Below are 26,124 nucleotides of genomic sequence, written 5' to 3'. Positions count from 1 at the left end.
TAGTACATAAAGGGAGAAAAGCCCAAAAATATTATGGTGGTAGAAAAAATAAAATTGTAATTGAAGAGCGTTTATTAATGACTTTAGAATATTGAAAAGACTATAGTAGTTATAGAGTTATTGCAAAAAGATATAATATTAGTCATACTAGTTGCATTCGTAATATTTTTTGAATTGAAAATATTTTAATAAAAAGCGGAATTTTTAATTTACCTGGAAAAAAAGATTTAACAAAAAATAAAGGTACTAATAATAATTTGTTAGCTATTGATGCTACTGAAACTCCAATTGAAAGAATTAAAAAAGGAAATTATCCCCACATGTACTAGTGTGGAGGAAAAAATGAATTGAAATGAATTCAATAGCATATTTCAAACTGAAAACGATTGTTTGAAATATATAGCGAAGTTGAAAATAATGAAATGCATCAGATGTGCTTCTTCTAGTTTGAATACTTCTGATTTGAGAAGAATACGATGTTTGAACTGTAACCAAACATTTAGTATTCTTTATGGAACCATTTTTTATAAGTCACAAACCCAAATGACATCTTGGTTTTATCTCATCTTTAGATGAATAAACACAAAGCATGGCATACCAGCAACCGATGTTGCAAGGGAATTGAGTGTTACCTATAAAACAGCTTGAAGAATGTGTCATGAAATCAGGACTAGAATTGGAAATCAAGATGCAGGTTTCATTCTTGATGGCACAGCACAGATGGATGAAATGTATCTTTCACATTTAGGTTTTAAAAAACAAGGAAGATCCTTGTTTAATAAAACTTTGAGTGTTGGAGTTTATGAGAAAACCAGCAACAAACTAATTGTGAAGGTGCTGAAAAATGCAGATGAAAAAAACCTTTTAAGATTTGCATTGAAACACATTTTTACTGAGTGCTGTCTATTTACGGATTCTTGGAAGGGATATGTAAGTTTCAAAAACTTCTATCCCAAACATGAAATCGTAAATCATGAAGTTGGGTATGTGTCACCAACGGGTGTAAACACAAACCAGATTGAATCAGCATGAAAGCACATCCGACGAACTTTCCGAACACACATAAGAGTTTCAAAGCACAATATTCATTTATATGCAAAAGAATCAGCATATAAATTCAATAACATACCTAGTTTTGAAACTGTAATTTTGTGTTTGATTTAAATACATGCGGGGATAATTTCCTAGGTAGGCTTTTATCTCCATTTATGTGATAAAATTTAAAAATAGTACATAAAGGGATAAAAGCCTTAAAAAAAACTAAAATTACTTTTTTCAGGTAAAAAGAAACATCATTCTCTCAAATCCCAAATAATTATTGATATTTCCAATGGAAAAATTATTTCAACTGCTTTTTGTTTTGGAAGCATTCATGATTTTAAATTGCTTCTAAAATCTAAAACTTTTATTCATCCAGAAAAACAAGTTTTTGTTGATTCAGGTTATCAAGGTATACAAAATATTCATAAAAATACATTTTTGCCATTTAAAAAAAGTAAATACAATCAATTAACACCAATTCAAAAAGAATACAATAAAACTTTAAGTAAAATTATAATTAAAATTGAACACGTATTTGCTAAACTAAAACGTTTTAAAATTTTAAGTTTAAAATATCGCAATAAAATACGAAGATTTGCATTAAGATTTAATTTAATAACAGGAATATATAATTTTGAATTACCTTAGTTTTGCACCAAGTCTACTAAGTAACAATTGTTCAATAGATTTATCTAATAAATTTAATTGATCTAATTCTAAATTATTTAATACATCTTTTATAACTCGTTCACCACACATATCATCAAAAATTAAATTAGATGACAAATTTTCACTACTTAGTACCGAACTTTGTTCTTCATTAGCCATATATTCAAATTCTATTTCCTCTAATAACTTATCTAATTCTGTTTCTTGTGTTTCTGAATAAAGTTGTGATTCCTGAGTTGTAAATATAAATGGGACGGTTTTTTAAAATAATTGTATTAAATCTATTGGTCTTTTATAAGAGAGCGATTTTCTGGGTGTAGAATTAATTTGAAATGCTATAAAATTTAAATCTTTTTTTTATATGAAGATAGATCTGTAGATTTTGGTAAATATCTTCTTAAAATACCATTATTATTTTCATTTAAACACCTTTGGCAAGGTTTACCAGGATCTGCAAAATAAATTTTGACATTACAAATTTTTTCGATTAATCTTCATTTACTAAATTCTTTACCACGATCAAAAGTAATGGTTTTAACTGTTCCTTTTTGTAACTTTGAAATAAATTTTATTATACTTTTCGTAATATTTTCTGATTTATGATTTTTAGTTACTAAAGGAATTGTGGTTTTTGATCATATATCAGCCAAAGTAATAATAGAACTTTTATGATCTTTGCCAATGATAGTATCACCTTCTAAATGACCAAATTCTTGTATATTTTTAATATTAGGAATGATTAAATTTCTTTCATGAATAGACTTACAATTATTAATTTTGCCCCTAGTTTCTTTTTGTTTGTGAGATTTATTTTTGCCTTTTCTCAATAAGTTATTTTCATCAAAACCCATTCGATTTGTTTTAAACATGTTATATAAAGTTTTTGTTGAAATACTTTTTATTTTATTTTCCTTTAAAAAGTTAGCAATTATATCAAGAGCATACTTTTTAGTAATTAACAAATGATTAATACTATTAATTTCTGTTAAAGTTAAAATTATTAATTTTCTGCCTGCATTTTGTTTATTTTTTTGAAATTGATTCAATATTTCTAATGGCAATAAGTTTTTATTTAATAATCTACAAACTCTATGTACAGTTGATTTACTATAATCAACAATTTTTGCTATTTTACGAATCGAAAATCCATAATTTTTATATTCTTTTATTGCTATTATTGATTCAATACTCAGATACTTATACATTGCGCTAATTCCTTTCTTTTCTTAATTATAGAACTAACACAATTTAATTTTTATATAAGTGTCCTTTTTAATTTTACAATTAAAGTAATACTATTTCACGAATTAAATCTTGCTTATAGTTATAAACATTATTTTCGTATTTCATTTTTTCATTAATATACATATTTAAACTTTCACCATAAATCGTTTTTATTTCTTGTTGAAAATTATTTCAATTACCAATTTTACCTTTTTTTCAAATTGCATTATATTGTTTATATATATAATGATTTAAAGCTTTATTTTCTTGGAAAAATTGTGCTCAATTAACACCAACTTTATCATTTTTATTATTAATAACTGCTTGTAACTGTAAGTTGATATCACTATTAACTTTATTAATTTCTTGTGAAAGATTTTGTTTTAAATTTTTAACTTTTGACTCATAATCTGATAATGATTTATTATATTCTACCTTTAATTGTTCTTTATCAATTTTATATTTTTTAATTAATTCCTTAGTTTCAATTTTATAAGTAATTTGAAGTTGACATTTTTTTAAAATTAATTGTTCTTTTAATTTTTTATCATTAGTTTTAACTAATTCATTTTTTAATGACTTTAATTGATCACTTAATTCTTGTTTCAATTTATTAATTTCTTGTGAAAGATTTTGTTTTAAATTTTTAACTTTTGACTCATAATCTGATAATGATTTATTATATTCTATCTTTAAGTGATTAATTTTATTATTTTTTTCTTTAATAGACTTGGTGCAAAACCTTTAATTTTAACAATTTAACGATTATTATTAATATTAAAGGTGATAGTTATTATGTTGAAAAAATATAAAGATGATCAAGAATTTTATAGTTTAGTCGGCATAAAGCCACAAACATTTTATAAAATGCTTGAAATTTTAAAAATTGCTGAGTCTAAACAAAAATATTATGGTGGTAGAAAAAATAAAATTGTAATTGAAGAGCGTTTATTAATGACTTTAGAATATTGAAAAGACTATAGTAGTTATAGAGTTATTGCAAAAAGATATAATATTAGTCATACTAGTTGCATTCGTAATATTTTTTGAATTGAAAATATTTTAATAAAAAGCGGAATTTTTAATTTACCTGGAAAAAAAGATTTAACAAAAAATAAAGGTACTAATAATAATTTGTTAGCTATTGATGCTACTGAAACTCCAATTGAAAGAATTAAAAAAAACTAAAATTACTTTTTTCAGGTAAAAAGAAACATCATTCTCTCAAATCCCAAATAATTATTGATATTTCCAATGGAAAAATTATTTCAACTGCTTTTTGTTTTGGGAGCATTCATGATTTTAAATTGCTTCTAAAATCTAAAACTTTTATTCATCCAGAGTTATCAAGGTATACAAAATATTCATAAAAATACATTTTTGCCATTTAAAAAAAGTAAATACAATCAATTAACACCAATTCAAAAATAATACAATAAAACTTTAAGTAAAATTAGAATTAAAATTGAACACGTATTTGCTAAACTAAAACGTTTTAAAATTTTAAGTTTAAAATATCGCAATAAAATAAGAAGATTTGCATTAAGATTTAATTTAATAACAGGAATATATAATTTTGAATTACCTTAGTTTTGCACCAAGTCTATTGAATTAAACAAAATAAACAATTCAAATCTTTTTATGCAGCAAATGTTTTAATTTTCAAAAAAACTCTTGATGAAATAAAAAAAATCATCATCCTGGCCTAAAATTTGATTTTATTTAATTTTGGGATTTATTTTTTTTACAAACTGAAATATAATGCTTCAGATTTTGCATAAGGTGATATTTTATAATGTTGGTATTTAAATTTTCATAAATTGAGGTAATTTTGAATATTGGTAAATCCAATGCCATGATAATGAGTAATAAATTCTTTTAAACTTGATTGTATTTTACTGATATTACTTAAATTTTTATAATTTAATTCTTTATTTTCTTTTGATTTAAATTTCTTGAGAGTACATTTTGTTTGTTTAGCTACTGTATCATATAGTATTTGCATATCACAAACTATAATTGATTTTTCTTCGATAAGCTTAGATGTTAAATTTTCTTGTACTCATTTTTTTGTTAATCTTTTAGTATTTGTTGTTTGAGCATAAATATTTTTATTTTCATCAATTGCCATTTCAATACAACAGTTTAAATCTTTAGCATTTTCTTCAATTCATTTTTTTCTTGGATCATCTGGATTTTTGAAATTTCCTTTATGAATTTCTTTGATAAAAGTTTCATCAATTTCAATTCTACCTTTTAATTTTGTGAATGGTTTTTGTGTTTTTGCTAATTGTGATGATTTCATAAATTTTTGACGATTAAATCATGCTGATGTTTTTGAAATTTTAGCAAATTGAGAAATAGTATAAGCAGATTGACCCAACAATGACAATCAAATTATTCAATCTCATTGTTCATGAGATAAATGACTTCAATGTAAAAAAATGATTTCTTAAAGCATCAAAGCTACTTTTACAATCTTTGCATAAATATTTTTGCTTATTATTCTTAAAACCATTTTTTACACATCAATAAGATTTACAATTTGGACATTGAATTCCTTTTTCTTTAAATTTTTTATCAATTGCATCTAATTTTTCTTTTTTCTCAATTTGTTTAATTCTATTTTTAAAATGTCTAATAATTTTTATAAATTCTTCATCTTTTTTGTTTTTTAAAACATCAATTAATTCATTATTAGTCACAAAAAATCACCCCTGATATAAAAATATTACTTTTAATTTTAAATTAAAAGTAATATCAAGATTTTTTGTGAAAATTAAAAGCAAATGCTGATTTTACACCTGAAGAAATTGTTTCGGAACTAATGGATCTTAATAATATTTTTAGTTTTAAGCATTGAAATGAAATTTAATGTATTTAAATCAAACAATTAATTATTTAAATAAAAAAAATTTTCGTCATATTCTTAGATTATGCATATTTAGTTGTTTAGCAATAATAATGATTATTTTAATGAGTACTTTCCCTTCAATATTTTTAAGATAAAATATTTTATATAGATAGAAAGGTATATATGGAAAAATTTAATGAAGAAATAAAAATATTAACGACAATTTTTATTAATAATGCCAATATCAATACTAAAATTAAACAAGAAAAATTTTTAATCAATAATTTTGAATTTTATGGAATTTTAACTAGTAAACGAAAACCATTAGTAAAATTATTTTTAAATAAATGAAATAAAAATTTATCGTTAGTAAATAAAAAACAGTTATTTGAAACATTATATTTACAAAAAAATCGTGAATTTCAATATACAGCAATGGAATTTTTAAATCTTTGATGAAAGAAAAACTTAAGTTTTAATTACTTAGATTGGCTTTTATCGATAATTAAACATAATATTTGATGAGATACTACTGATTATTTTGATAATATTATTGGTGTTCTTATATTTAGCAACAATAATATTAGTGTTAGAGATCAATATTTATTTAAGTTAATAAATGATAGTAATTTTTGAATTCAAAGAATAGCAATTCAATCACAATTAATGTTTAAAGAAAATACTGATTTTAATTTACTATTTGCATTAATTAAGCCATTGTTATTAACAACAAATTTTTATCTAATAAGTTCTATTGGTTGAGCATTGCGTAATGCCAAACGAGTTAATTCACAAAAAATTAATGATTTTATTAAAATTAACAATTTTAGTCAAAAAATAATTGTTGTTATTGATGAACATTAAAATTAAAATTGCTTATAAATAATATTTATAATAATATTCTTAAAATAGTGTAAGATTCACTGAATAGATAGAGAAAAATATTAAAATATAAATATAAGTTTTTGACCCATTTACTTTATTTTAAAGTAAATGGGTTTTTATTTGGAAAGGAAAAGCACATGCCTAATAATTATTCATTGATTAGACTTGGTGCAAAACTAAGGTAATTCAAAATTATATATTCCTGCTATTAAATTAAATCTTAATGCAAATCTTCGTATTTTATTGCGATATTTTAAACTTAAAATTTTAAAACGTTTTAGTTTAGCAAATACGTGTTCAATTTTAATTCTAATTTTACTTAAAGTTTTATTGTATTCTTTTTGAATTGGTGTTAATTGATTGTATTTACTTTTTTTAAATGGCAAAAATGTATTTTTATGAATATTTTGTATACCTTGATAACCTGAATCAACAAAAACTTGTTTTTCTGGATGAATAAAAGTTTTAGATTTTAGAAGCAATTTAAAATCATGAATGCTTCCAAAACAAAAAGCAGTTGAAATCATTTTTCCATTGGAAATATCAATAATTATTTGGGATTTGAGATAATGATGTTTCTTTTTACCTGAAAAAAGTAATTTTAGTTTTTTTTAATTCTTTCAATTGGAGTTTCAGTAGCATCAATAGCTAACAAATTATTATTAGTACCTTTATTTTTTGTTAAATCTTTTTTTCCAGGTAAATTAAAAATTCCGCTTTTTATTAAAATATTTTCAATTCAAAAAATATTACGAATGCAACTAGTATGACTAATATTATATCTTTTTGCAATAACTCTATAACTACTATAGTCTTTTCAATATTCTAAAGTCATTAACAAACGCTCTTCAATTACAATTTTATTTTTTATACCACCATAATATTTTTGTTTAGACTCAGAAATTTTTAAAATTTCAAGCATTTTATAAAATGTTTGTGGCTTTATGCCGACTAAACTATAAAATTCTTGATCATCTTTATATTTTTTCAACATAATAACTATCACCTTTAATATTAATAATAATCGTTAAATTGTTAAAATTAAAGGTTTTGCACCAAGTCTAATTCATTTTTTTCTTGGATCATCTGTATTTTTGAAATTTCCTTTATGAATTTCTTTGATAAAAGTTTCATCAATTTCAATTCTACCTTTTAATTTTGTGAATGGTTTTTGTTTTTTTGCTAATTGTGATGATTTCATAAATTTTTGACGATTAAATCATGCTGATGTTTTTGAAATTTTAGCAAATTGAGAAATAGTATAAGCAGATTGACCTAACAATGACAATCAAATTATTCAATCTCATTGTTCATGAGATAAATGACTTCAATGTAAAAAATGATTTCTTAAAGCATCAAAGCTACTTTTACAATCTTTGCATAAATATTTTTGCTTATTATTCTTAAAACCATTTTTTACACATCAATAAGATTTACAATTTGGACATTGAATTCCTTTTTCTTTAAATTTTTTATCAATTGCATCTAATTTTTCTTTTTTCTCAATTTGTTTAATTCTATTTTTAAAATGTCTAATAATTTTTATAAATTCTTCATCTTTTTTGTTTTTTAAAACATCAATTAATTCATTATTAGTCACAAAAAATCACCCCTGATATAAAAATATTACTTTTAATTTTAAATTAAAAGTAATATCAAGAGTTTTTTTGAAAATTAAAAGTTTTTTTTGATAAGTATTTTGGAAATTTAAACTATTCAGTAAATTACACAAATTTTAAATAACTGGAATGGCAACCCTTTTTAGGACTATTTTTTGGTAGACATTTGTTTTTGATAATTAACTGGAGTTAAGTAGTTTAAAGTGCTGTGGATTCTTATGTTGTTGTATCAATTGATGTAATCAAATAATTCTAATTTTAATTGGATTAATGATCTAAAATTTTTATCATTAATAAATTCTGTTTTGAAAGTTTTAAAAGTTGCTTCAGCAACAGCATTGTCATAAGGACATCCTTTTTTGCTTAAAGAGCGAGTAATATTGAATGCTAGTAAAAGTTTATCAATAATTTTATTATTAAATTCATTACCTCGATCGCTATGAAATATTTGAATATCTTTTAAACAGCGATTTGATTGCATAAATGCTTCATATACTAATGATGCATCTTTTTTAGTGCCTACACTATGTCCAATAATTTCGCGGTTAAATAGGTCTATTAATAAACAAATATAGTTTCACTTACCATTTACTTGAACATAAGTTAAATCACTAACAATAACTTCATTTTTAATCCTATTCTTAAAGTTTCTATTAACAAGATTAGTTATTTGACTATCATTGACTTTATTATGATGATTTTTGTGTCTTAATTTAGTGTATTTTGATATTAAATTATGTTTATTCATAATTTCTTTAATTTTTCGTCTTGATAAATAAATTTCTTGGTTTTCTAATATGACTTTTAATCTTCTTGTGCCATAAATTTCTTTATTTTCTTTAAAAGCACTAATAACAGCTTCATCATACATATTATTTTGATTTTTTTCTTTTTTCTTGAAATTAAAATAATATGTTGATTTAGAGAGCTTTAAAAAACGACACATTGTACGAATTTTATATTTACATTTATTATTGATAATAATCTCTATTTTCTGCCTATTATTAGTGCTGCTTGCTTTAAAATATCATTTTCCATTCGTAACTGTTTTAATTCTTTTCTTAATTTAATTAATTCATTTTCTTCAACAGAACGATTATCTTTAGATTTAAAACTACCTGAATTAGTAAATTGCTTAATTCAATTATAAGTAGCTGCTCTTGTAACATTGTACTCTTTAGCAAGACAAGACACTGACTTACCACTTTGATATAAAGCTACTATTTGTTTCTTAAATGCGTCGGTATATGAGTTAATATTGGCCATAATTATAGTTCCTTTCTTTTAACTAATTTGTTCGCTTGTCTACGTAATTAGTGTCCAATAAAGTTTAACCTATCCAAACCTTGAAAATTTTATTTTCTATTTTTCATAATATAGAAATATTTAATATTTAAAAATTTATTAACTATAATATTTTTATAAACTAAATATAGTTTTGAACCTATTGTTTTATTTTTAAACAAATAGGTTTTTATTTTGAAAGGATATTTTATATGGAAAGCAATTCATGAAATGATACTATGTCATCGGTAATTATTAATAACATAACTACTTTACCATCGGTAATCTCAACTCATGTATCAAAAATATTAAATAGACTTGGTGCAAAACTAAGGTAATTCAAAATTATATATTCCTGCTATTAAATTAAATCTTAATGCAAATCTTCGTATTTTATTGCGATATTTTAAACTTAAAATTTTAAAACGTTTTAGTTTAGCAAATACGTGTTCAATTTTAATTCTAATTTTACTTAAAGTTTTATTGTATTCTTTTTGAATTGGTGTTAATTGATTGTATTTACTTTTTTTAAATGGCAAAAATGTATTTTTGTGAATATTTTGTATACCTTGATAACCTGAATCAACAAAAAATTGTTTTTCTGGATGAATAAAATTTTTAGATTTTAGAAGCAATTTAAAATCATTAATGCTTCCAAAACAAAAAGCAGTTGAAATAATTTTTCCATTGGAAATATCAATAATTATTTGGGATTTGAGAGAATGATGTTTCTTTTTACCCGAAAAAAGTAATTTTAGTTTTTTTTAATTCTTTCAATTGGAGTTTCAGTAGCATCAATAGCTAACAAATTATTATTAGTACCTTTATTTTTTGTTAAATATTTTTTTCCAGGTAAATTAAAAATTCCGCTTTTTATTAAAATATTTTCAATTCAAAAAATATTACGAATGCAACTAGTATGACTAATATTATATCTTTTTGCAATAACTCTATAACTACTATAGTCTTTTCAATATTCTAAAGTCATTAATAAACGCTCTTCAATTACAATTTTATTTTTTCTACCACCATAATATTTTTGTTTAGACTCAGCAATTTTTAAAATTTCAAGCATTTTATAAAATGTTTGTGGCTTTATGCCGACTAAACTATAAAATTCTTGATCATCTTTATATTTTTTCAACATAATAACTATCACCTTTAATATTAATAATAATCGTTAAATTGTTAAAATTAAAGGTTTTGCACCAAGTCTAATGAAATAATATTTTTAAAATCAATTTTAAATATATAAAGAGGTTGTAATTACAACCTCTTTATATATTTTTTTACATTTTTTGTGATTTACTACTAAAACTTTGACTTTTACTTGTTGAAGCTTCACTGTTTACTTTTGTTTTATCTTTTTCAAATCCAAGAGCATTAGCAACTCTTTCTCGTCTTTCACGTTCGTTTTTTTCTCCTCATGCTTTGTTTATTCTTTCAGCGTCTTTTGCACGTTTATCTTTATTTGCTTGACTTCATTTTTCCATATTGTAAAATTCCTCTCTTCAATATTTTTGAATATTTTTTTCTATCCTTAAAATATCCAAGAAGAATTATATATTTTTCAAACAAAAAATGTGTAATAAATAATGAATAATCACTATTTTAAAAAATAGTGATTAAGACTTTAATATTTAATTAAATTTATTACTTATTGCTTATGTTAATAAGCATTTTACTTTATTTCAGTTATGATTTGAACTTGTTGAAGGCAGTTGCTCTTGCTGATTTATTGTATTTCGTATAGATGAATCAAAATTATGATTATTTTTTGATTTAATAATTGAATTTTCTAAAATACTATTTGAGTTATGATTTATTGTTTCATTACTTATTATTTCGTCTAGTTTTTTATCTTTTCTATTATCTAATTCTTGTTTTAAAATATCATATTGAGTTTTTAATTTTGTTTCTAACTTATTACTAGTTAAATTTTCTATATTTTTTTCAACATTTTTTTTAATTTCTAGTTCTTCTTTAGTTTTACCAAGATTTCTTTTGTTTACAAATGGTATTTTACGAATTAATGAATAAAATTTTTGTTTAATTCATACTTCAACTTTTTTTGTTTTTTCTGTTGCAATAGTTCATATTCCTTTATTAACAATTCAAGCAATACCAATACCTACTATTGATACTAAAGTTTTTTCTCATAATATTGTTGATATAATAGGGACTAATGCTGGTACAGCAACAGGTATTGCTAAAAGTGTAATACTTAATAACGAAAGAGAAATAAATATTATTAATTCTGATTTTGATATTTTTCAGTTTGATATTTTTTCTTGTTCACTTAAAAATTTTTTAATTGATACAGGTTCAATTTTAATATTTTTTTCTGGATTTGAATTTGGTTCAATTAAGAGAAGATCATCTTTATATTTATTGATATTTTCATATTTTTTCAATTGTTTCATGACTTCAATATTACCGTTTGTAAGTTCTTGAAAATCAATCACTTCTTCGGTAATAGAATTATTAATATGTACAAGAGTAGTTACAAAAATTATTTCATCTTTAATTGGTAAAATTTCTTCGTAAATTTTTTCAATTCCCGTTTTTTTTCTTTGTTTTTCATCATAAATTGTTACAGAATTATATGTATATTTTGTTAAATTAATATCACTTTCTTTTGTTTTTTTTAATTCTTCAATTTGTTTTTTAAGTTTCTGAATGTCTTTTGCTTGTTCTTGAATTGTTGTTTGTAATTTTGATATTTCTTTTGTATTTAAAATTGAAGTCGGTAATAAATTTTTCAATTTTGATAATATATCGTTATTTGTTTTTGGTTCTTTTTCGTTATCTGTTAAATTAGTAGCAACTATTTCGAAATTTTCATCAATATTTTCGGATAGGTCATCATTAAGTTGTTTATCATTAGCAGTAATTTTTTCAATTATTTTAAATTTTGATCCACCATGTCTACTTTTTTCTATAACTTCAATGTTTGTTTGTTTTTTAATATCTTCTATGGATTTATTTTCTGATAGAAAATTATATGTTTGAGATTTTGTTTTGTCTGTCATTTTAATGTCTCCTTTTAAAAATTAAAACCCATTTACTTTTAAAAATAAAGTAATGGGTTAAAACTTATATATTGGATAACAGTTATATGTTATCAAATTTTGTGTATTTTACAATTAGTTAAGTTTTAACCAAAATTGGGTAATGTTTAGTAATCTGTGTAACTTACAAAAATAACTGTGTTTAATTAATTCTAGTAAATATAATTAAGTGACTAGAAAGAGTGAGTTACAGATGGCTAAAAAAGATAATCTTAATAATAATGATCCAATATCAAAAGCAGTAGATTTATTACTAGAAAATATTGAAGATTTAACAACAATGTTTAAAGAAGGAGGTCTATATAAAGAATTAACTTTTAATTTTCAAAAAAACTCTTGATGAAATAAAAAAAAACATCAACCTGGCCTAAAATTTGATTTTATTTAATTTTGGGATTTATTTTTTTTACAAACTGAAATATAATGCTTCAGATTTTGCATAAGGTGATATTTTATAATGTTGGTATTTAAATTTTCATAAATTGAGGTAATTTTGAATATCGGTAAATCCAATGCCATGATAATGAGTAATAAATTCTTTTAAACTTGATTGTATTTTACTGATATTACTTAAATTTTTATAATTTAATTCTTTATTTTCTTTTGATTTAAATTTCTTGAGAGTACATTTTGTTTGTTTAGCTACTGTATCATATAGTATTTGCATATCACAAACTATAATTGATTTTTCTTCGATAAGCTTAGATGTTAAATTTTCTTGTACTCATTTTTTTGTTAATCTTTTAGTATTTGTTGTTTGAGCATAAATATTTTTATTTTCATCAATTGCCATTTCAATACAAAAGTTTAAATCTTTAGCATTTTCTTCAATTCATTTTTTTCTTGGATCATCTGGATTTTTGAAATTTCCTTTATGAATTTCTTTGATAAAAGTTTCATCAATTTCAATTCTACCTTTTAATTTTGTGAATGGTTTTTGTGTTTTTGCTAATTGTGATGATTTCATAAATTTTTGACGATTAAATCATGCTGATGTTTTTGAAATTTTAGCAAATTGAGAAATAGTATAAGCAGATTGTCCTAACAATGACAATCAAATTATTCAATCTCATTGTTCATGAGATAAATGACTTCAATGTAAAAAAATGATTTCTTAAAGCATCAAAGCTACTTTTACAATCTTTGCATAAATATTTTTGCTTATTATTCTTAAAACCATTTTTTACACATCAATAAGATTTACAATTTGGACATTGAATTCCTTTTTCTTTAAATGTTTTATCAATTGCATCTAATTTTTCTTTTTTCTCAATTTGTTTAATTCTATTTTTAAAATGTCTAATAATTTTTATAAATTCTTCATCTTTTTTGTTTTTTAAAACATCAATTAATTCATTATTAGTCACAAAAAATCACCCCTGATATAAAAATATTACTTTTAATTTAAAATTAAAAGTAATATCAATATTTTTTGTGAAAATTAAAAGAATTAACTAAAAGATTAGTAGAAAAAATGTTGAATTCTGAAATGCAAAATTATTTAGGATATGAAAAAAATCAACATAGTAATAGTGATAATGTTCGTAATGGTATAAGTTCAAAAAATTAATAACTCAACAAGGTAAAATTGAGATCGATGTACCACGAGATCGCAATAGTAATTTTAATCCTGTAATAGTTGCAAAAAGACAGAGAAGATTTGATGGTTTTGATCAACAAGTTCTTTCTTTGATATGCCAAAGGAATGACATTATCAGATATTAGAACGCAATTGCAAGAGTTATATCATGGTGCTGATATTAGTGAAATTACTGATGATGTGATAGATGATGTTAAAGCATGGCAAAATCGACCATTAGAAAGCATTTATCCGATTGTTTATTTTGATTGTATAGTAGTTAAAGTACGACAAGATAAACGCATTATTAACAAATCGATTTATATAGCACTAGGAGTTGATTTAGAAGGTAAAAAAGATGTTTTGGGTTTATGAATTAGTGAAAATGAAGGTGCTAAATTTTGATTAGCAAATTTAACAAAAATGAAAAATCGAGGCTTAAATGATATTCTTATTGCTTGTAGCGATAATTTAACAGGCATGTCAGAAGCAATACAATCAGTTTATCCTAAAACCGAACATCAATTATGCATAGTTCATCAAATTAGAAATAGTTTAAAATATGTTTCATACAAACATCGAAAAGCACTAGTTGCAGATTTAAAACCAATTTATAGTGCATGTAGTGAAGAACAAGCAACGCAAGCTTTAGAATTGTTTGAAAATAAATGAAATAAACAATATCCTCAAATTACTAAATCCTGATATAAAAATTGAGATAATTTAATGGTTTTTATTAGTTATCCTGCAGAAATCAAAAGAGTGATTTATACCACAAATGCTATTGAATCTGTTAATAGTCAATTACGAAAAGTTATAAGAAATAAAAAAGTTTTTCCTAACGATATGGCGGTTTTTAAAATATTTTACTTAGCAATCGAAAATATAACAAAAAAATGAACAATGCCCATTCAAAATTGAAATACAGCAATTGCCCATTTTATGATAAAATTTGAACATAAAATTAATGTAAACCAGTACTGTAAAATGACAGACAAAACTAGACTACAAACATATAATTTTCTATTAGAAAATAAATCCATTGAAGATATTTTAAATCAACCAAACGCTACTTTTAAAAATAAAAATGGAAATGATAAACAAAGACATGGTGGATTAACAATAAAATTTTCTAATGATATTGATGTTAAAGATAAACCCTCAAAAGTTGTAGTTAATGACAAATTAAAAAATAATATTATATCTGATATAAATGAAGTCTCTGTAACTGAAATATTAACTAAGGAAATAGGAACACAAATCGAAACTATTGGATGGGTTACACTTTATTGGACACTAATTACGTAGACAAGTGAACAAATTTGTTAAAAGAAAGGAACTATAATTATGGCCAATATTAACTCATATTCAGATGAATTTAAAAAACAAATAGTAGCTTTATATCAAAGTGGTAAGTCAGTGTCTTGTCTTGCTAAAGAATATAACGTTACAAGGGCAGCTACTTATAATTGAATTAAACAATTTACTAATTCAGGTAGTTTTAAAACCAAAGATAATCGTTCTGTTGAAGAAAATGAATTAATTAGACTTGGTGCAAAACTAAGGTAATTCAAAATTATATATTCCTGCTATTAAATTAAATCTTAATGCAAATCTTCGTATTTTATTGCGATATTTTAAACTTAAAATTTTAAAACGTTTTAGTTTAGCAAATACGTTTTCAATTTTAATTCTAATTTTACTTAAAGTTTTATTGTATTCTTTTTGAATTGGTGTTAATTGATTGTATTTACTTTTTTTAAATGGCAAAAATGTATTTTTATGAATATTTTGTATACCTTGATAAACTGAATCAACAAAAACTTGTTTTTCTGGATGAATAAAAGTTTTAGATTTTAGAAGCAATTTAAAATCATGAATGCTTCCAAAACAAAAAGCAGTTGAAATAATTTTTCCATTGGAAATATCAATAATTATTTGGGATTTGAGAGAATGATGTTTCTTTTTACCTGAAAAAAGTAATTTTAGTTTTTTTTAATTCTTTCAATTGGAGTTTCAGTAGCATCAATAGCTAACAAATTATTATTAGTACCTTTATTTTTTGTTAAATCTTTTTTTCCAGGTAAATTAAAAATTCCGCTTTTTATTAAAATATTTTCAATTCAAAAAATATTACGAATGCAACCAGTATGACTAATATTAGATCTTTTTGCAATAACTCTATAACTACTATAGTCTTTTCAATATTCTAAAGTCATTAATAAACGCTCTTCAATTACAATTTTATTTTTTCTACCACCATAATATTTTTGTTTAGACTCAGCAATTTTTAAAATTTCAAGCATTTTATAAAATGTTTGTGGCTTTATGCCGACTAAACTATAAAATTCTTGATCATCTTTATATTTTTTCAACATAATAACTATCACCTTTAATATTAATAATAATCGTTAAATTGTTAAAATTAAAGGTTTTGCACCAAGTCTAATAAAACTTTAAGTAAAATTAGAATTAAAATTGAACACGTATTTGCTAAACTAAAACGTTTTAAAATTTTAAGTTTAAAATATCGCAATAAAATACGAAGATTTGCATTAAGATTTAATTTAATAGCAGGAATATATAATTTTGAATTACCTTAGTTTTGCACCAAGTCTAATGAATTAATTGATGTTTTAAAAAACAAAAAAGATGAAGAATTTATAAAAATTATTAGACATTTTAAAAATAGAATTAAACAAATTGAGAAAAAAGAAAAATTAGATGCAATTGATAAAAAATTTAAAGAAAAAGGAATTCAATGTCCAAATTGTAAATCTTATTGATGTGTAAAAAATGGTTTTAAGAATAATAAGCAAAAATATTTATGCAAAGATTGTAAAAGTAGCTTTGATGCTTTAAGAAATCATTTTTTACATTGAAGTCATTTATCTCATGAACAATGAGATTGAATAATTTGATTGTCATTGTTAGGTCAATCTGCTTATACTATTTCTCAATTTGCTAAAATTTCAAAAACATCAGCATGATTTAATCGTCAAAAATTTATGAAATTATCACAATTGGCAAAAACACAAAAACCATTCACAAAATTAAAAGGTAGAATTGAAATTGATGAAACTTTTATCAAAGAAATTCATAAAGGAAATTTCAAAAATCCAGATGATCCAAGAAAAAAATGAATTGAAGAAAATGCTAAAGATTTAAACTGTTGTATTGAAATGGCAATTGATGAAAATAAAAATATTTATGCTCAAACAACAAATACTAAAAGATTAACAAAAAAATGAGTACAAGAAAATTTAACATCTAAACTTATCGAAGAAAAATCAATTATAGTTTGTGATATGCAAATACTATATGATACAGTAGCTAAACAAACAAAATGTACTCTCAAGAAATTTAAATCAAAAGAAAATAAAGAATTAAATTATAAAAATTTAAGTAATATCAGTAAAATACAATCAAGTTTAAAAGAATTTATTACTCATTATCATGGCATTGGATTTACCAATATTCAAAATTACCTCAATTTATGAAAATTTAAATACCAACATTATAAAATATCACCTTATGCAAAATCTGAAGCATTATATTTCGGTTTGTAAAAAAAATAAATCCCAAAATTAAATAAAATAAAATTTTAGGCCAGGTTGATGATTTTTTTTATTTCATCAAGAGTTTTTTTGAAAATTAAAAGATAATTTTGTTTTATTACAAAAATCTAAAAAGAAAGAATTATCAGAAAAAGATAAACAAAAAGCAACTAAATTTAAAATTTAAAGGCTTTAAATACCCTTTATTTTACATTAAGGAGTAAATTATTATGGCAATTAAAGACCCAATTTTATTTATAATAATTGAAGAATTTAAAAATTCTAAATATTTTAATGAATTATTATTTGATAAAGTAACTACTCCAGATAATGAAATTTGATTTGCAATATCTGTAGCCAGTAATAATATTGATTATTTAAGTGGTTTTACTATTTCAAAAAAATGACCAGAAATAACACCAACTGATTTTACAGATAATATTCAAACAGCAACTACTCATTATGTTAGATTTTTATTAACTAAAGATGTTGATTATTTACGTGGTCAAGGTTCAATTAGTCAAGGTGGATTAACTTATAGTTAAACTAATCCAGATGACCCATATTTTATACCTCCAGAAGTATTTAATTGTTTAAGAAAAATTAAAGAATATCCAAATATTAAAGGTTTTAATTTAAAAGGTATAGAATCACAAAAAAATAATTGATTTAATAAATTTATTTCAAATTATGGTGAAGATAGTCCATTAAATGCATATATACCATATAATAATATAAAATCATTAGATATTAGAACTAAGATTACTATTACTCATCCACAAAATATGTTAAGACCGGTTGTTAATATTGATACTAGTGGAATTAAAACAGATATTGATAATTCATTATGAGAAGTTATTACAGATAATCCTAATTTTATTAAACCAAAAGATGATAAAGGTATTGATGCTAATAGTAAAAGGATAATTGATGTTGGTACACCTACATTTTTAAGCGATGCTACAACTAAAGAATATGTTGATAGAAAAATAGATGAAGAATGTTGATATTTAGATACTATTAAACAAAATAAATTAACAGCAGGTAAAAATATTACTATTGATGATGATATTATTAGTGCTAATGGTGGTAGTGGTGAATCATTATGAGAAATAAACCCTAATAATTCAAATATTATTCAACCTAAAGAAAAAAGAATTATTATTTCAAATAATACTAGAATTGTTGATATAGGAGACCCTGAACAACCACAAGATGCTGTAAATAAAAGATATGTTGATAATAAAATACAACCAATTCCAAGTATTCCACAATGAAAAGAAGTTGGAACGAAAGTTAATATAAATCACATTAAATATATTTTTAAAACAAATACTAAATATAAAATTTATTATAATTTTGAAAGTCAAACAAGTATTAAAAAATTTGCTTTTATTTGTAAAGAATTTTTATATGGTGAGTTAAACACTGGGGTTCAAACTTTGGATTGAGATAATATTAATGGTAGAATAATGCTTTCTTTACAAATGCAGAAGGATACAATTGCTATTGTTAGTGACCCTACAAGATTTGGTCAACTTTTAAAATTAGAAGAATTACAGGAATAATATTATGAATAAAGAATTTACTTATTTACATGAAATTAGTTATTGATTATTAAATAAAAGTGATTTTACTCATAGTGAATATAATTTAAGCGGAAGTAGATATTCAAGTAAAACATATAGTATTGCAGAAGAATTAGCAATATTACTTGCAATATCAATTAAAGTTAATAAATCAATTGCTATATATTGTTTTAGAAAATTAAATAAAGATATTAATGATTTAGTTAAAGAAATATATAACGCTTTATTAATAATTGGATTTAATGATTATAAAGATTTTACTTTAAAATATCCAAATAAACAAGCAGATTTTCGTTTTAAAGGTAGTAAATCATTTATTAGAGTAATTTGGGTGTATATTCTAATAGTAATGATAGAATACCTTTAAAAGGTCTTTCTCGTAGTGAAATAAAAGGTTTTGATTTAGCAATTGAATGATGTGAAGAAGCAAATGAATTTAGTCAACAATAATTTCAAGCAATTACATTTGCATTAGGTAATGCTAAAAAAAGAATTAAAATAAAAAGTTGTAATCCAGATAATATTTATCAATATTTTATTGAATATATGAATAAAATAGTACCTTTTAATTTAGAAATTATGAAAGAAAATAATGAACAAATTAAATCAGTATTTGATAATAATATATTTAAATTATTTCATTATTCAAATTTAAAAGTAAATTCTCATAATTTGACATTAGATATGATTAATGATTTAGAAGAATTAAAAGTATTAGACCCTATTAAAGCACAAAGTTGATATTATGGAGTTCCTAGTATTCTTACTGGTGCTATATTTGCAAGATATCTTGATAAAGTAGGAACTAAATTAGATTTTCAAGTAGAAAGATTTTTTAATTTTCAAAAAAACTCTTGATGAAATAAAAAAAATCATCAACCTGGCCTAAAATTTGATTTTATTTAATTTTGGGATTTATTTTTTTTACAAACTGAAATATAATACTTCAGATTTTGCATAAGGTGATATTTTATAATGTTGGTATTTAAATTTTCATAAATTGAGGTAATTTTGAATATTGGTAAATCCAATGCCATGATAATGAGTAATAAATTCTTTTAAACTTGAGGTAATGTTTAGTAATCTGTGTAACTTACAAAAATAACTATGTTTAATTAATTCTAGTAAATATAATTAAATGACTAGAAAGAGTGAGTTACAAATGGTTAACAAACAAAACATTAATAATAATGATCCAATATCACAAGCAGTAGATTTATTACTAGAAAATACTGAAGATTTAACAACAGTTTTTAAAGAAGGAGGTTTATATAAAGAATTAACAAAAAGATTAGTGGAAAAAATGTTGAATTCTGAAATGCAAAATTATTTAGGATATGAAAAAAATCAACATAGTAATAGTGAAAATGCTCGTAATGGCATAACTTCAAAAAAATTAATAACTCAAGACGGTAAAATTGAAATTGATGTACCACGAGATCGTAATAGTAATTTTACTCCTGTAATAGTGCCAAAAAGACAAAGAAGATTTGATGGTTTTGATCAACAAGTTCTTTCACTATATGCAAAAGGTATGACAGTATCTGACATTAGAATGCAGTTGCAAGAGTTATATCATGGTGCAGATATTAGTGAAAGTGTTATTAGTCAAATTACTGATGATGTTATTGATGATGTCAAAGCATGGCAAAATCGGCCATTAGAAAGTATTTATCCGATTGTTTATTTTGATTGTATAGTAGTTAAAGTACGACAAGATAAACGGATTATTAACAAATCAGTTTATATAGCACTAGGAGTTGATTTAGAAGGTAAAAAAGATGTTTTAGGTTTATGAATTAGTGAAAATGAAGGTTCTAAATTTTGATTATCTAATTTTACAGAAATGAAAAATCGAGGCTTAAATGATATTCTTATTGCTTGTAGTGATAATTTAACAGGCATGTCAGAAGCAATACAATCAGTTTATCCTAAAACCGAACCTCAATTATGCATAGTTCATCAAATTAGAAATAGTTTAAAATATGTTTCATACAAACATCGAAAATCTCTAGTTACAGATTTAAAACCAATTTATAGTGCATGTAGTGAAGAACAAGCAATGCAAGCTTTAGAATCGTTTGAAAATAAATGAAATAAACAATATCCTCAAATTACTAAATATTGATATAAAAATTGAGATAATTTAATGGTTTTTATTAGTTATCCACCAGAAATTAAAAGAGTAATTTATACTACAAATGCTATTGAATCTGTTAATAGTCAATTACGAAAAGTTATTAGAAATAAAAAAGTTTTTCCTAACAATATGGCAGTTTTCAAAATATTTTACTTAGCAATTGAAAATATAACAAAAAAATGAACAATGCCTATTCAAAATTGAAATACAGCAATTGCTCATTTTATGATAAAATTTGAAGACAGAATTAATCTAAACTAGTACCTTGTAAAACAAAGATACACAGATTACATAAAAGCCTCAAACTTATTTATACTTTTAAAATTAAAGTAAATAATTTTAAAAATTATAATTAAGTTTGTATTTACATTATATCTCTTTTTCTAGTTATTATTTAATTTATTTTTATAATATTCTTTAATTTCTTTTATTTTATTATTAAAATCTAATTTATGTTTTTTACACATTTTAAAAAATTGAATTGTAGTATCTTCTAAATCTAAAGTTTTTAAAGTAACTAATACTTTATTATTACAATCTTTAACAATACATTTAAGTAATACTTTTTCTTGTGTTTGCATTAATTATCTTCCTTTTTACAATTACATAAATTAATTGATATATTTAATTGTTTTAATTTTTTTAAATTTTCTGATGATTCAATAATTGCATTTTTTGTAAAAATATCCACTTCAAATTCTATTTTCATTATTTATTTTCCTTATTTAAATAATATCAACCAATTAATAAACTATCTGCTTCATCATGATTTGATATTTTTATATTTCATTCATATTTTTCATTTAAATAAAAACATATATCTTCACTTATTTTTTTATTTCATTTTTTTAAAGAAATATTAGTAATATTATTATCTATATATCATTTCTTTCACGAAGAAGGACTTATTAACATATTTTTTGTTAATAATTTATTAAATTGTCCAGCAATAAAACATCTTAAATGTTCTTGAGTTTCATAACCAATACCATTTTTTGAATGAAAAGTACCACGTTCAATAATTAAATCAATATTGGTATCTTTTATATTATTAAAAAATATTTCACTTTCAAAATTTAAAACTCCATATTTTTTAAAACTACAACTACTAATTAATATTGGTTTTCAAATAATTTAATTTTCATAACAATTTTTACATTCTTTTATAATTTTTAATGAAACATTATCATCATTATGAATTTCACAATATACATATTCTCTAGTAGGTCAATAATTTAAATTTTTATCATATTTATATTTTTTTTCTAATAATGTAAAACCCGTATTTTTAATACTTGGGTCGATTGAAAGTAAATAATTATTCATAATTTCTATACTCATTTTTATTATTATTTTTTAAATTTTTAAATCTTTCGCGAATTTCTTTAAATTTATCAAATAATACTTTTAAATAATTTTCACCCATTAATATTAAAAAATCTTTATTATTACTTGGATTTAATCTTTCCGTATATTCTCTTATACATTAATCAAATAAAACTGTATTTGTAATCATATATTTTTCCAAATAATCTAATTTTTTTTCACTTGGTTCTCATTTTTCATTAGATGTTTTTATATTATTAACGTAATTATTTTGTGGTTTATTATTTTGAATTAAATTAACACTATCATTATCTGGGTCAAGTTCATCTTCACTTAATAAAAGTAAATTCATTAAGAAATATCTATAAGCATAAGTTTCTTTTAATTTTCAAAAAAACTCTTGATGAAATAAAAAAAATCATCAACCTGGCCTAAAATTTGATTTTATTTAATTTTGGGATTTATTTTTTTTACAAACTGAAATATAATGCTTCAGATTTTGCATAAGGTGATATTTTATAATGTTGGTATTTAAATTTTCATAAATTGAGGTAATTTTGAATATTGGTAAATCCAATGCCATGATAATGAGTAATAAATTCTTTTAAACTTGATTGTATTTTACTGATATTACTTAAATTTTTATAATAGACTTGGTGCAAAACTAAGGTAATTCAAAATTATATATTCCTGCTATTAAATTAAATCTTAATGCAAATCTTCGTATTTTATTGCGATATTTTAAACTTAAAATTTTAAAACGTTTTAGTTTAGCAAATACGTGTTCAATTTTAATTCTAATTTTACTTAAAGTTTTATTGTATTCTTTTTGAATTGGTGTTAATTGATTGTATTTACTTTTTTTAAATGGCAAAAATGTATTTTTATGAATATTTTGTATACCTTGATAAACTGAATCAACAAAAACTTGTTTTTCTGGATGAATAAAAGTTTTAGATTTTAGAAGCAATTTAAAATCATGAATGCTTCCAAAACAAAAAGCAGTTGAAATCATTTTTCCATTGGAAATATCAATAATTATTTGGGATTTGAGATAATGATGTTTCTTTTTACCTGAAAAAAGTAATTTTAGTTTTTTTTAATTCTTTCAATTGGAGTTTCAGTAGCATCAATAGCTAACAAATTATTATTAGTACCTTTATTTTTTGTTAAATCTTTTTTTCCAGGTAAATTAAAAATTCCGCTTTTTATTAAAATATTTTCAATTCAAAAAATATTACGAATGCAACTAGTATGACTAATATTATATCTTTTTGCAATAACTCTATAACTACTATAGTCTTTTCAATATTCTAAAGTCATTAACAAACGCTCTTCAATTACAATTTTATTTTTTCTACCACCATAATATTTTTGTTTAGACTCAGCAATTTTTAAAATTTCAAGCATTTTATAAAATGTTTGTGGCTTTATGCCGACTAAACTATAAAATTCTTGATCATCTTTATATTTTTTCAACATAATAACTATCACCTTTAATATTAATAATAATCGTTAAATTGTTAAAATTAAAGGTTTTGCACCAAGTCTAATAAAACTTTAAGTAAAATTAGAATTAAAATTAAACACGTATTTGCTAAACTAAAACGTTTTAAAATTTTAAGTTTAAAATATCGCAATAAAATACGAAGATTTGCATTAAGATTTAATTTAATAGCAGGAATATATAATTTTGAATTACCTTAGTTTTGCACCAAGTCTAATTCATTTTTTTCTTGGATCATCTGGATTTTTGAAATTTCCTTTATGAATTTCTTTGATAAAAGTTTCATCAATTTCAATTCTACCTTTTAATTTTGTGAATGGTTTTTGTGTTTTTGCTAATTGTGATGATTTCATAAATTTTTGACGATTAAATCATGCTGATGTTTTTGAAATTTTAGCAAATTGAGAAATAGTATAAGCAGATTGACCTAACAATGACAATCAAATTATTCAATCTCATTGTTCATGAGATAAATGACTTCAATGTAAAAAATGATTTCTTAAAGCATCAAAGCTACTTTTACAATCTTTGCATAAATATTTTTGCTTATTATTATTAAAACCATTTTTTACACATCAATAAGATTTACAATTTGGACATTGAATTCCTTTTTCTTTAAATTTTTTATCAATTGCATCTAATTTTTCTTTTTTCTCAATTTGTTTAATTCTATTTTTAAAATGTCTAATAATTTTTATAAATTCTTCATCTTTTTTGTTTTTTAAAACATCAATTAATTCATTATTAGTCACAAAAAATCACCCCTGATATAAAAATATTACTTTTAATTTTAAATTAAAAGTAATATCAAGATTTTTTGTGAAAATTAAAATAAGTTTCTGCACTACCTTTTGCTTTTGCTATATCTGTATTTTTAGCACAAGCAAAAATATTAAAATCTTCTCTAAGTTCTATATTAGACTTGGTGCAAAACTAAGGTAATTCAAAATTATATATTCCTGCTATTAAATTAAATCTTAATGCAAATCTTCGTATTTTATTGCGATATTTTAAACTTAAAATTTTAAAACGTTTTAGTTTAGCAAATACGTGTTCAATTTTAATTCTAATTTTACTTAAAGTTTTATTGTATTCTTTTTGAATTGGTGTTAATTGATTGTATTTACTTTTTTTAAATGGCAAAAATGTATTTTTATGAATATTTTGTATACCTTGATAACCTGAATCAACAAAAACTTGTTTTTCTGGATGAATAAAAGTTTTAGATTTTAGAAGCAATTTAAAATCATGAATGCTTCCAAAACAAAAAGCAGTTGAAATAATTTTTCCATTGGAAATATCAATAATTATTTGGGATTTGAGAGAATGATGTTTCTTTTTACCTGAAAAAAGTAATTTTAGTTTTTTTTAATTCTTTCAATTGGAGTTTCAGTAGCATCAATAGCTAACAAATTATTATTAGTACCTTTGTTTTTTGTTAAATCTTTTTTTCCGGGTAAATTAAAAATTCCGCTTTTTGTTAAAATATTTTCAATTCAAAAAATATTACGAATGCAACTAGTATGACTAATATTATATCTTTTTGCAATAACTCTATAACTACTATAGTCTTTTCAATATTCTAAAGTCATTAATAAACGCTCTTCAATTACAATTTTATTTTTTCTACCACCATAATATTTTTGTTTAGACTCAGCAATTTTTAAAATTTCAAGCATTTTATAAAATGTTTGTGGCTTTATGCCGACTAAACTATAAAATTCTTGATCATCTTTATATTTTTTCAACATAATAACTATCACCTTTAATATTAATAAT

General features: G+C 22.4%; 37 protein-coding genes and 4 pseudogenes. 15 read left to right on the top strand and 26 right to left on the bottom strand.

Annotation, left to right across the window (positions count from 1 at the left end; genetic code table 4):
• The first annotated feature begins 77 nt into the window (after positions 1 to 77).
• From AAHM78_RS01580 to AAHM78_RS01570, 3 genes are all read left to right on the top strand, one after another.
• Entirely contained in the window at positions 78 to 329 is a 252-nt protein-coding gene (locus tag AAHM78_RS01580) for a transposase family protein (RefSeq protein WP_342254135.1), read from the top strand.
• Positions 330 to 447: 118 nt separating this feature from the next.
• A complete protein-coding gene (locus tag AAHM78_RS01575; RefSeq protein WP_342254134.1) occupies positions 448 to 1,164 on the top strand; it encodes an IS1595 family transposase in 717 nt (238 codons plus the stop codon).
• 150 nt (positions 1,165 to 1,314) lie between these two features.
• On the top strand, positions 1,315 to 1,689 hold the full coding sequence (locus AAHM78_RS01570; protein ID WP_342254974.1) for a transposase family protein: 375 nt from the start codon (positions 1,315 to 1,317) through the stop codon (positions 1,687 to 1,689).
• Here the strand turns inward: AAHM78_RS01570 and AAHM78_RS01565 are convergent.
• From AAHM78_RS01565 to AAHM78_RS01555, 3 genes and pseudogenes are all read right to left on the bottom strand, one after another.
• Entirely contained in the window at positions 1,681 to 1,869 is a 189-nt protein-coding gene (locus AAHM78_RS01565; protein WP_342254133.1) for a hypothetical protein, read from the bottom strand. The two genes, AAHM78_RS01570 and AAHM78_RS01565, sit on opposite strands and share 9 nt — an antisense overlap.
• Before the next feature lie 102 nt (positions 1,870 to 1,971).
• Positions 1,972 to 2,915, bottom strand: a pseudogene (locus AAHM78_RS01560) (IS30 family transposase).
• A 79-nt stretch (positions 2,916 to 2,994) separates the two neighbouring features.
• Entirely contained in the window at positions 2,995 to 3,543 is a 549-nt protein-coding gene (locus AAHM78_RS01555) for a hypothetical protein (protein WP_342254131.1), read from the bottom strand.
• A gap of 186 nt (positions 3,544 to 3,729) precedes the next feature.
• On the opposite strand from AAHM78_RS01555, the pseudogene AAHM78_RS16580 reads away from it, so the two are divergent.
• Positions 3,730 to 4,524: pseudogene (locus AAHM78_RS16580) on the top strand (IS5 family transposase).
• A 154-nt stretch (positions 4,525 to 4,678) separates the two neighbouring features.
• Here the strand turns inward: AAHM78_RS16580 and AAHM78_RS01545 are convergent.
• Together AAHM78_RS01545 and AAHM78_RS01540 are read right to left on the bottom strand one after the other, a co-directional pair.
• Positions 4,679 to 5,320 carry a transposase gene (locus AAHM78_RS01545; RefSeq protein WP_342253548.1) on the bottom strand — a complete coding sequence of 214 codons (642 nt, stop codon included), beginning with the start codon at positions 5,318 to 5,320 and terminating at the stop codon, positions 4,679 to 4,681.
• A complete protein-coding gene (locus AAHM78_RS01540) occupies positions 5,280 to 5,639 on the bottom strand; it encodes an IS1/IS1595 family N-terminal zinc-binding domain-containing protein (RefSeq protein ID WP_342254130.1) in 360 nt (119 codons plus the stop codon). Before AAHM78_RS01540 ends, AAHM78_RS01545 begins: the two co-directional genes overlap by 41 nt.
• Positions 5,640 to 5,971: 332 nt before the next feature.
• Between AAHM78_RS01540 and AAHM78_RS01535 the strand changes: the two genes are divergently transcribed.
• Positions 5,972 to 6,652 carry a DNA alkylation repair protein gene (locus tag AAHM78_RS01535; RefSeq protein ID WP_342254129.1) on the top strand — a complete coding sequence of 227 codons (681 nt, stop codon included), beginning with the start codon at positions 5,972 to 5,974 and terminating at the stop codon, positions 6,650 to 6,652.
• Positions 6,653 to 6,849: 197 nt separating this feature from the next.
• Here the strand turns inward: AAHM78_RS01535 and AAHM78_RS01530 are convergent, their stop codons facing one another.
• From AAHM78_RS01530 to AAHM78_RS01490, 9 genes are all read right to left on the bottom strand, one after another.
• The gene (locus tag AAHM78_RS01530; protein WP_342254973.1) at positions 6,850 to 7,272 is read right to left on the bottom strand and encodes a transposase family protein; all 423 of its coding nucleotides are present in this window, start codon (positions 7,270 to 7,272) and stop codon (positions 6,850 to 6,852) included.
• 2 nt (positions 7,273 to 7,274) lie between these two features.
• Positions 7,275 to 7,667: a transposase family protein gene (locus tag AAHM78_RS01525; RefSeq protein WP_342254128.1), complete on the bottom strand. Its 393-nt coding sequence runs from the start codon at positions 7,665 to 7,667 to the stop codon at positions 7,275 to 7,277.
• Positions 7,668 to 7,700: 33 nt separating this feature from the next.
• Complete coding sequence (locus AAHM78_RS01520; RefSeq protein WP_342254127.1) at positions 7,701 to 8,273, bottom strand: IS1/IS1595 family N-terminal zinc-binding domain-containing protein; 573 nt, start codon at positions 8,271 to 8,273, stop codon at positions 7,701 to 7,703.
• Positions 8,274 to 8,440: 167 nt separating this feature from the next.
• Positions 8,441 to 9,558, bottom strand: a protein-coding gene (locus AAHM78_RS01515; RefSeq protein WP_342253571.1) for an IS3 family transposase whose coding sequence is annotated in 2 segments (ribosomal slippage) — positions 8,441 to 9,315 and positions 9,315 to 9,558 — 1,119 coding nt in all. Because the reading frame shifts where the segments join, the coding sequence is not laid out codon by codon here.
• 226 nt (positions 9,559 to 9,784) lie between these two features.
• Positions 9,785 to 9,919 carry a hypothetical protein gene (locus tag AAHM78_RS01510; protein WP_342254017.1) on the bottom strand — a complete coding sequence of 45 codons (135 nt, stop codon included), beginning with the start codon at positions 9,917 to 9,919 and terminating at the stop codon, positions 9,785 to 9,787.
• On the bottom strand, positions 9,906 to 10,271 hold the full coding sequence (locus AAHM78_RS01505) for a transposase family protein (RefSeq protein WP_342254972.1): 366 nt from the start codon (positions 10,269 to 10,271) through the stop codon (positions 9,906 to 9,908). Before AAHM78_RS01505 ends, AAHM78_RS01510 begins: the two co-directional genes overlap by 14 nt.
• Positions 10,272 to 10,330: 59 nt before the next feature.
• On the bottom strand, positions 10,331 to 10,723 hold the full coding sequence (locus tag AAHM78_RS01500; RefSeq protein ID WP_342253189.1) for a transposase family protein: 393 nt from the start codon (positions 10,721 to 10,723) through the stop codon (positions 10,331 to 10,333).
• A gap of 142 nt (positions 10,724 to 10,865) precedes the next feature.
• The gene (locus AAHM78_RS01495) at positions 10,866 to 11,069 is read right to left on the bottom strand and encodes a hypothetical protein (RefSeq protein ID WP_342254018.1); all 204 of its coding nucleotides are present in this window, start codon (positions 11,067 to 11,069) and stop codon (positions 10,866 to 10,868) included.
• 171 nt (positions 11,070 to 11,240) lie between these two features.
• Positions 11,241 to 12,608 carry a hypothetical protein gene (locus AAHM78_RS01490; protein ID WP_342254126.1) on the bottom strand — a complete coding sequence of 456 codons (1,368 nt, stop codon included), beginning with the start codon at positions 12,606 to 12,608 and terminating at the stop codon, positions 11,241 to 11,243.
• 208 nt (positions 12,609 to 12,816) lie between these two features.
• Here AAHM78_RS01490 and AAHM78_RS01485 point away from each other — a divergent pair, with 208 nt between their 5' ends.
• Positions 12,817 to 13,035: a hypothetical protein gene (locus tag AAHM78_RS01485; RefSeq protein ID WP_342254125.1), complete on the top strand. Its 219-nt coding sequence runs from the start codon at positions 12,817 to 12,819 to the stop codon at positions 13,033 to 13,035.
• Positions 13,036 to 13,053: 18 nt separating this feature from the next.
• Here AAHM78_RS01485 and AAHM78_RS01480 read toward each other — a convergent pair whose 3' ends face one another.
• Positions 13,054 to 13,695, bottom strand: a complete 642-nt coding sequence (locus AAHM78_RS01480) for a transposase (RefSeq protein WP_342254124.1) — start codon at positions 13,693 to 13,695, stop codon at positions 13,054 to 13,056.
• Positions 13,655 to 14,014 carry an IS1/IS1595 family N-terminal zinc-binding domain-containing protein gene (locus AAHM78_RS01475; RefSeq protein WP_342254022.1) on the bottom strand — a complete coding sequence of 120 codons (360 nt, stop codon included), beginning with the start codon at positions 14,012 to 14,014 and terminating at the stop codon, positions 13,655 to 13,657. The genes AAHM78_RS01480 and AAHM78_RS01475 overlap by 41 nt, the downstream gene beginning before the upstream one ends.
• A 74-nt stretch (positions 14,015 to 14,088) precedes the next feature.
• Here AAHM78_RS01475 and AAHM78_RS01470 point away from each other — a divergent pair.
• Both AAHM78_RS01470 and AAHM78_RS01465 read left to right on the top strand, forming a co-directional pair.
• A pseudogene (locus tag AAHM78_RS01470) lies at positions 14,089 to 15,192 on the top strand (IS256 family transposase); the annotation flags it as partial.
• 381 nt (positions 15,193 to 15,573) lie between these two features.
• Positions 15,574 to 15,795, top strand: coding sequence for a transposase (locus AAHM78_RS01465; RefSeq protein WP_342253259.1), 222 nt, complete (start codon positions 15,574 to 15,576; stop codon positions 15,793 to 15,795).
• Here AAHM78_RS01465 and AAHM78_RS01460 read toward each other — a convergent pair.
• Together AAHM78_RS01460 and AAHM78_RS01455 are read right to left on the bottom strand one after the other, a co-directional pair.
• Positions 15,787 to 16,152: a transposase family protein gene (locus AAHM78_RS01460; protein WP_342254971.1), complete on the bottom strand. Its 366-nt coding sequence runs from the start codon at positions 16,150 to 16,152 to the stop codon at positions 15,787 to 15,789. The genes AAHM78_RS01465 and AAHM78_RS01460 overlap by 9 nt on opposite strands.
• Before the next feature lie 59 nt (positions 16,153 to 16,211).
• Positions 16,212 to 16,604 carry a transposase family protein gene (locus AAHM78_RS01455; protein ID WP_342253760.1) on the bottom strand — a complete coding sequence of 131 codons (393 nt, stop codon included), beginning with the start codon at positions 16,602 to 16,604 and terminating at the stop codon, positions 16,212 to 16,214.
• 75 nt (positions 16,605 to 16,679) lie between these two features.
• Here AAHM78_RS01455 and AAHM78_RS01450 point away from each other — a divergent pair.
• The 7 genes and pseudogenes from AAHM78_RS01450 to AAHM78_RS01420 form a co-directional block, all read left to right on the top strand.
• Positions 16,680 to 16,829: pseudogene (locus AAHM78_RS01450) on the top strand (transposase); the annotation flags it as partial.
• Positions 16,830 to 17,153: 324 nt separating this feature from the next.
• Entirely contained in the window at positions 17,154 to 17,795 is a 642-nt protein-coding gene (locus AAHM78_RS01445; RefSeq protein WP_342254123.1) for a transposase, read from the top strand.
• 218 nt (positions 17,796 to 18,013) lie between these two features.
• The gene (locus AAHM78_RS01440) at positions 18,014 to 18,328 is read left to right on the top strand and encodes a hypothetical protein (RefSeq protein ID WP_342254122.1); all 315 of its coding nucleotides are present in this window, start codon (positions 18,014 to 18,016) and stop codon (positions 18,326 to 18,328) included.
• A gap of 240 nt (positions 18,329 to 18,568) precedes the next feature.
• The gene (locus AAHM78_RS01435) at positions 18,569 to 19,351 is read left to right on the top strand and encodes a hypothetical protein (protein ID WP_342254121.1); all 783 of its coding nucleotides are present in this window, start codon (positions 18,569 to 18,571) and stop codon (positions 19,349 to 19,351) included.
• A gap of 4 nt (positions 19,352 to 19,355) precedes the next feature.
• Entirely contained in the window at positions 19,356 to 19,739 is a 384-nt protein-coding gene (locus tag AAHM78_RS01430; protein ID WP_342254120.1) for a hypothetical protein, read from the top strand.
• Between the two features lie 179 nt (positions 19,740 to 19,918).
• Positions 19,919 to 20,278 carry a hypothetical protein gene (locus AAHM78_RS01425; RefSeq protein ID WP_342254119.1) on the top strand — a complete coding sequence of 120 codons (360 nt, stop codon included), beginning with the start codon at positions 19,919 to 19,921 and terminating at the stop codon, positions 20,276 to 20,278.
• A gap of 256 nt (positions 20,279 to 20,534) precedes the next feature.
• Positions 20,535 to 21,773, top strand: coding sequence for an IS256 family transposase (locus tag AAHM78_RS01420; protein ID WP_342254970.1), 1,239 nt, complete (start codon positions 20,535 to 20,537; stop codon positions 21,771 to 21,773).
• Between the two features lie 122 nt (positions 21,774 to 21,895).
• Here AAHM78_RS01420 and AAHM78_RS01415 read toward each other — a convergent pair whose 3' ends face one another.
• From AAHM78_RS01415 to AAHM78_RS01375, 8 genes are all read right to left on the bottom strand, one after another.
• Positions 21,896 to 22,093 carry a hypothetical protein gene (locus tag AAHM78_RS01415; RefSeq protein ID WP_342254118.1) on the bottom strand — a complete coding sequence of 66 codons (198 nt, stop codon included), beginning with the start codon at positions 22,091 to 22,093 and terminating at the stop codon, positions 21,896 to 21,898.
• 905 nt (positions 22,094 to 22,998) lie between these two features.
• Positions 22,999 to 23,190, bottom strand: coding sequence for a hypothetical protein (locus AAHM78_RS01410; protein WP_342254117.1), 192 nt, complete (start codon positions 23,188 to 23,190; stop codon positions 22,999 to 23,001).
• 118 nt (positions 23,191 to 23,308) lie between these two features.
• The gene (locus tag AAHM78_RS01405; protein WP_342253137.1) at positions 23,309 to 23,500 is read right to left on the bottom strand and encodes a hypothetical protein; all 192 of its coding nucleotides are present in this window, start codon (positions 23,498 to 23,500) and stop codon (positions 23,309 to 23,311) included.
• Between the two features lie 2 nt (positions 23,501 to 23,502).
• A complete protein-coding gene (locus tag AAHM78_RS01400) occupies positions 23,503 to 23,925 on the bottom strand; it encodes a transposase family protein (protein ID WP_342254969.1) in 423 nt (140 codons plus the stop codon).
• Between the two features lie 2 nt (positions 23,926 to 23,927).
• Complete coding sequence (locus AAHM78_RS01395) at positions 23,928 to 24,320, bottom strand: transposase family protein (RefSeq protein WP_342252835.1); 393 nt, start codon at positions 24,318 to 24,320, stop codon at positions 23,928 to 23,930.
• A 216-nt stretch (positions 24,321 to 24,536) separates the two neighbouring features.
• Positions 24,537 to 25,097, bottom strand: coding sequence for an IS1/IS1595 family N-terminal zinc-binding domain-containing protein (locus AAHM78_RS01385; protein ID WP_342254116.1), 561 nt, complete (start codon positions 25,095 to 25,097; stop codon positions 24,537 to 24,539).
• Between the two features lie 181 nt (positions 25,098 to 25,278).
• Complete coding sequence (locus AAHM78_RS01380) at positions 25,279 to 25,644, bottom strand: transposase family protein (protein ID WP_342254958.1); 366 nt, start codon at positions 25,642 to 25,644, stop codon at positions 25,279 to 25,281.
• A gap of 59 nt (positions 25,645 to 25,703) precedes the next feature.
• Positions 25,704 to 26,096 (bottom strand): transposase family protein, encoded by a 393-nt coding sequence (locus AAHM78_RS01375; RefSeq protein WP_342253635.1) that lies wholly within the window; start codon positions 26,094 to 26,096, stop codon positions 25,704 to 25,706.
• Positions 26,097 to 26,124 lie beyond the last annotated feature (28 nt).

Origin of the sequence: Spiroplasma endosymbiont of Zeiraphera isertana (assembly GCF_964030805.1) — a bacterium.
GTDB lineage: Bacteria > Bacillota_I > Bacilli_A > Mycoplasmatales > VBWQ01 > Spiroplasma_E.
This window is presented reverse-complemented; position numbering and strand designations above follow the sequence as displayed.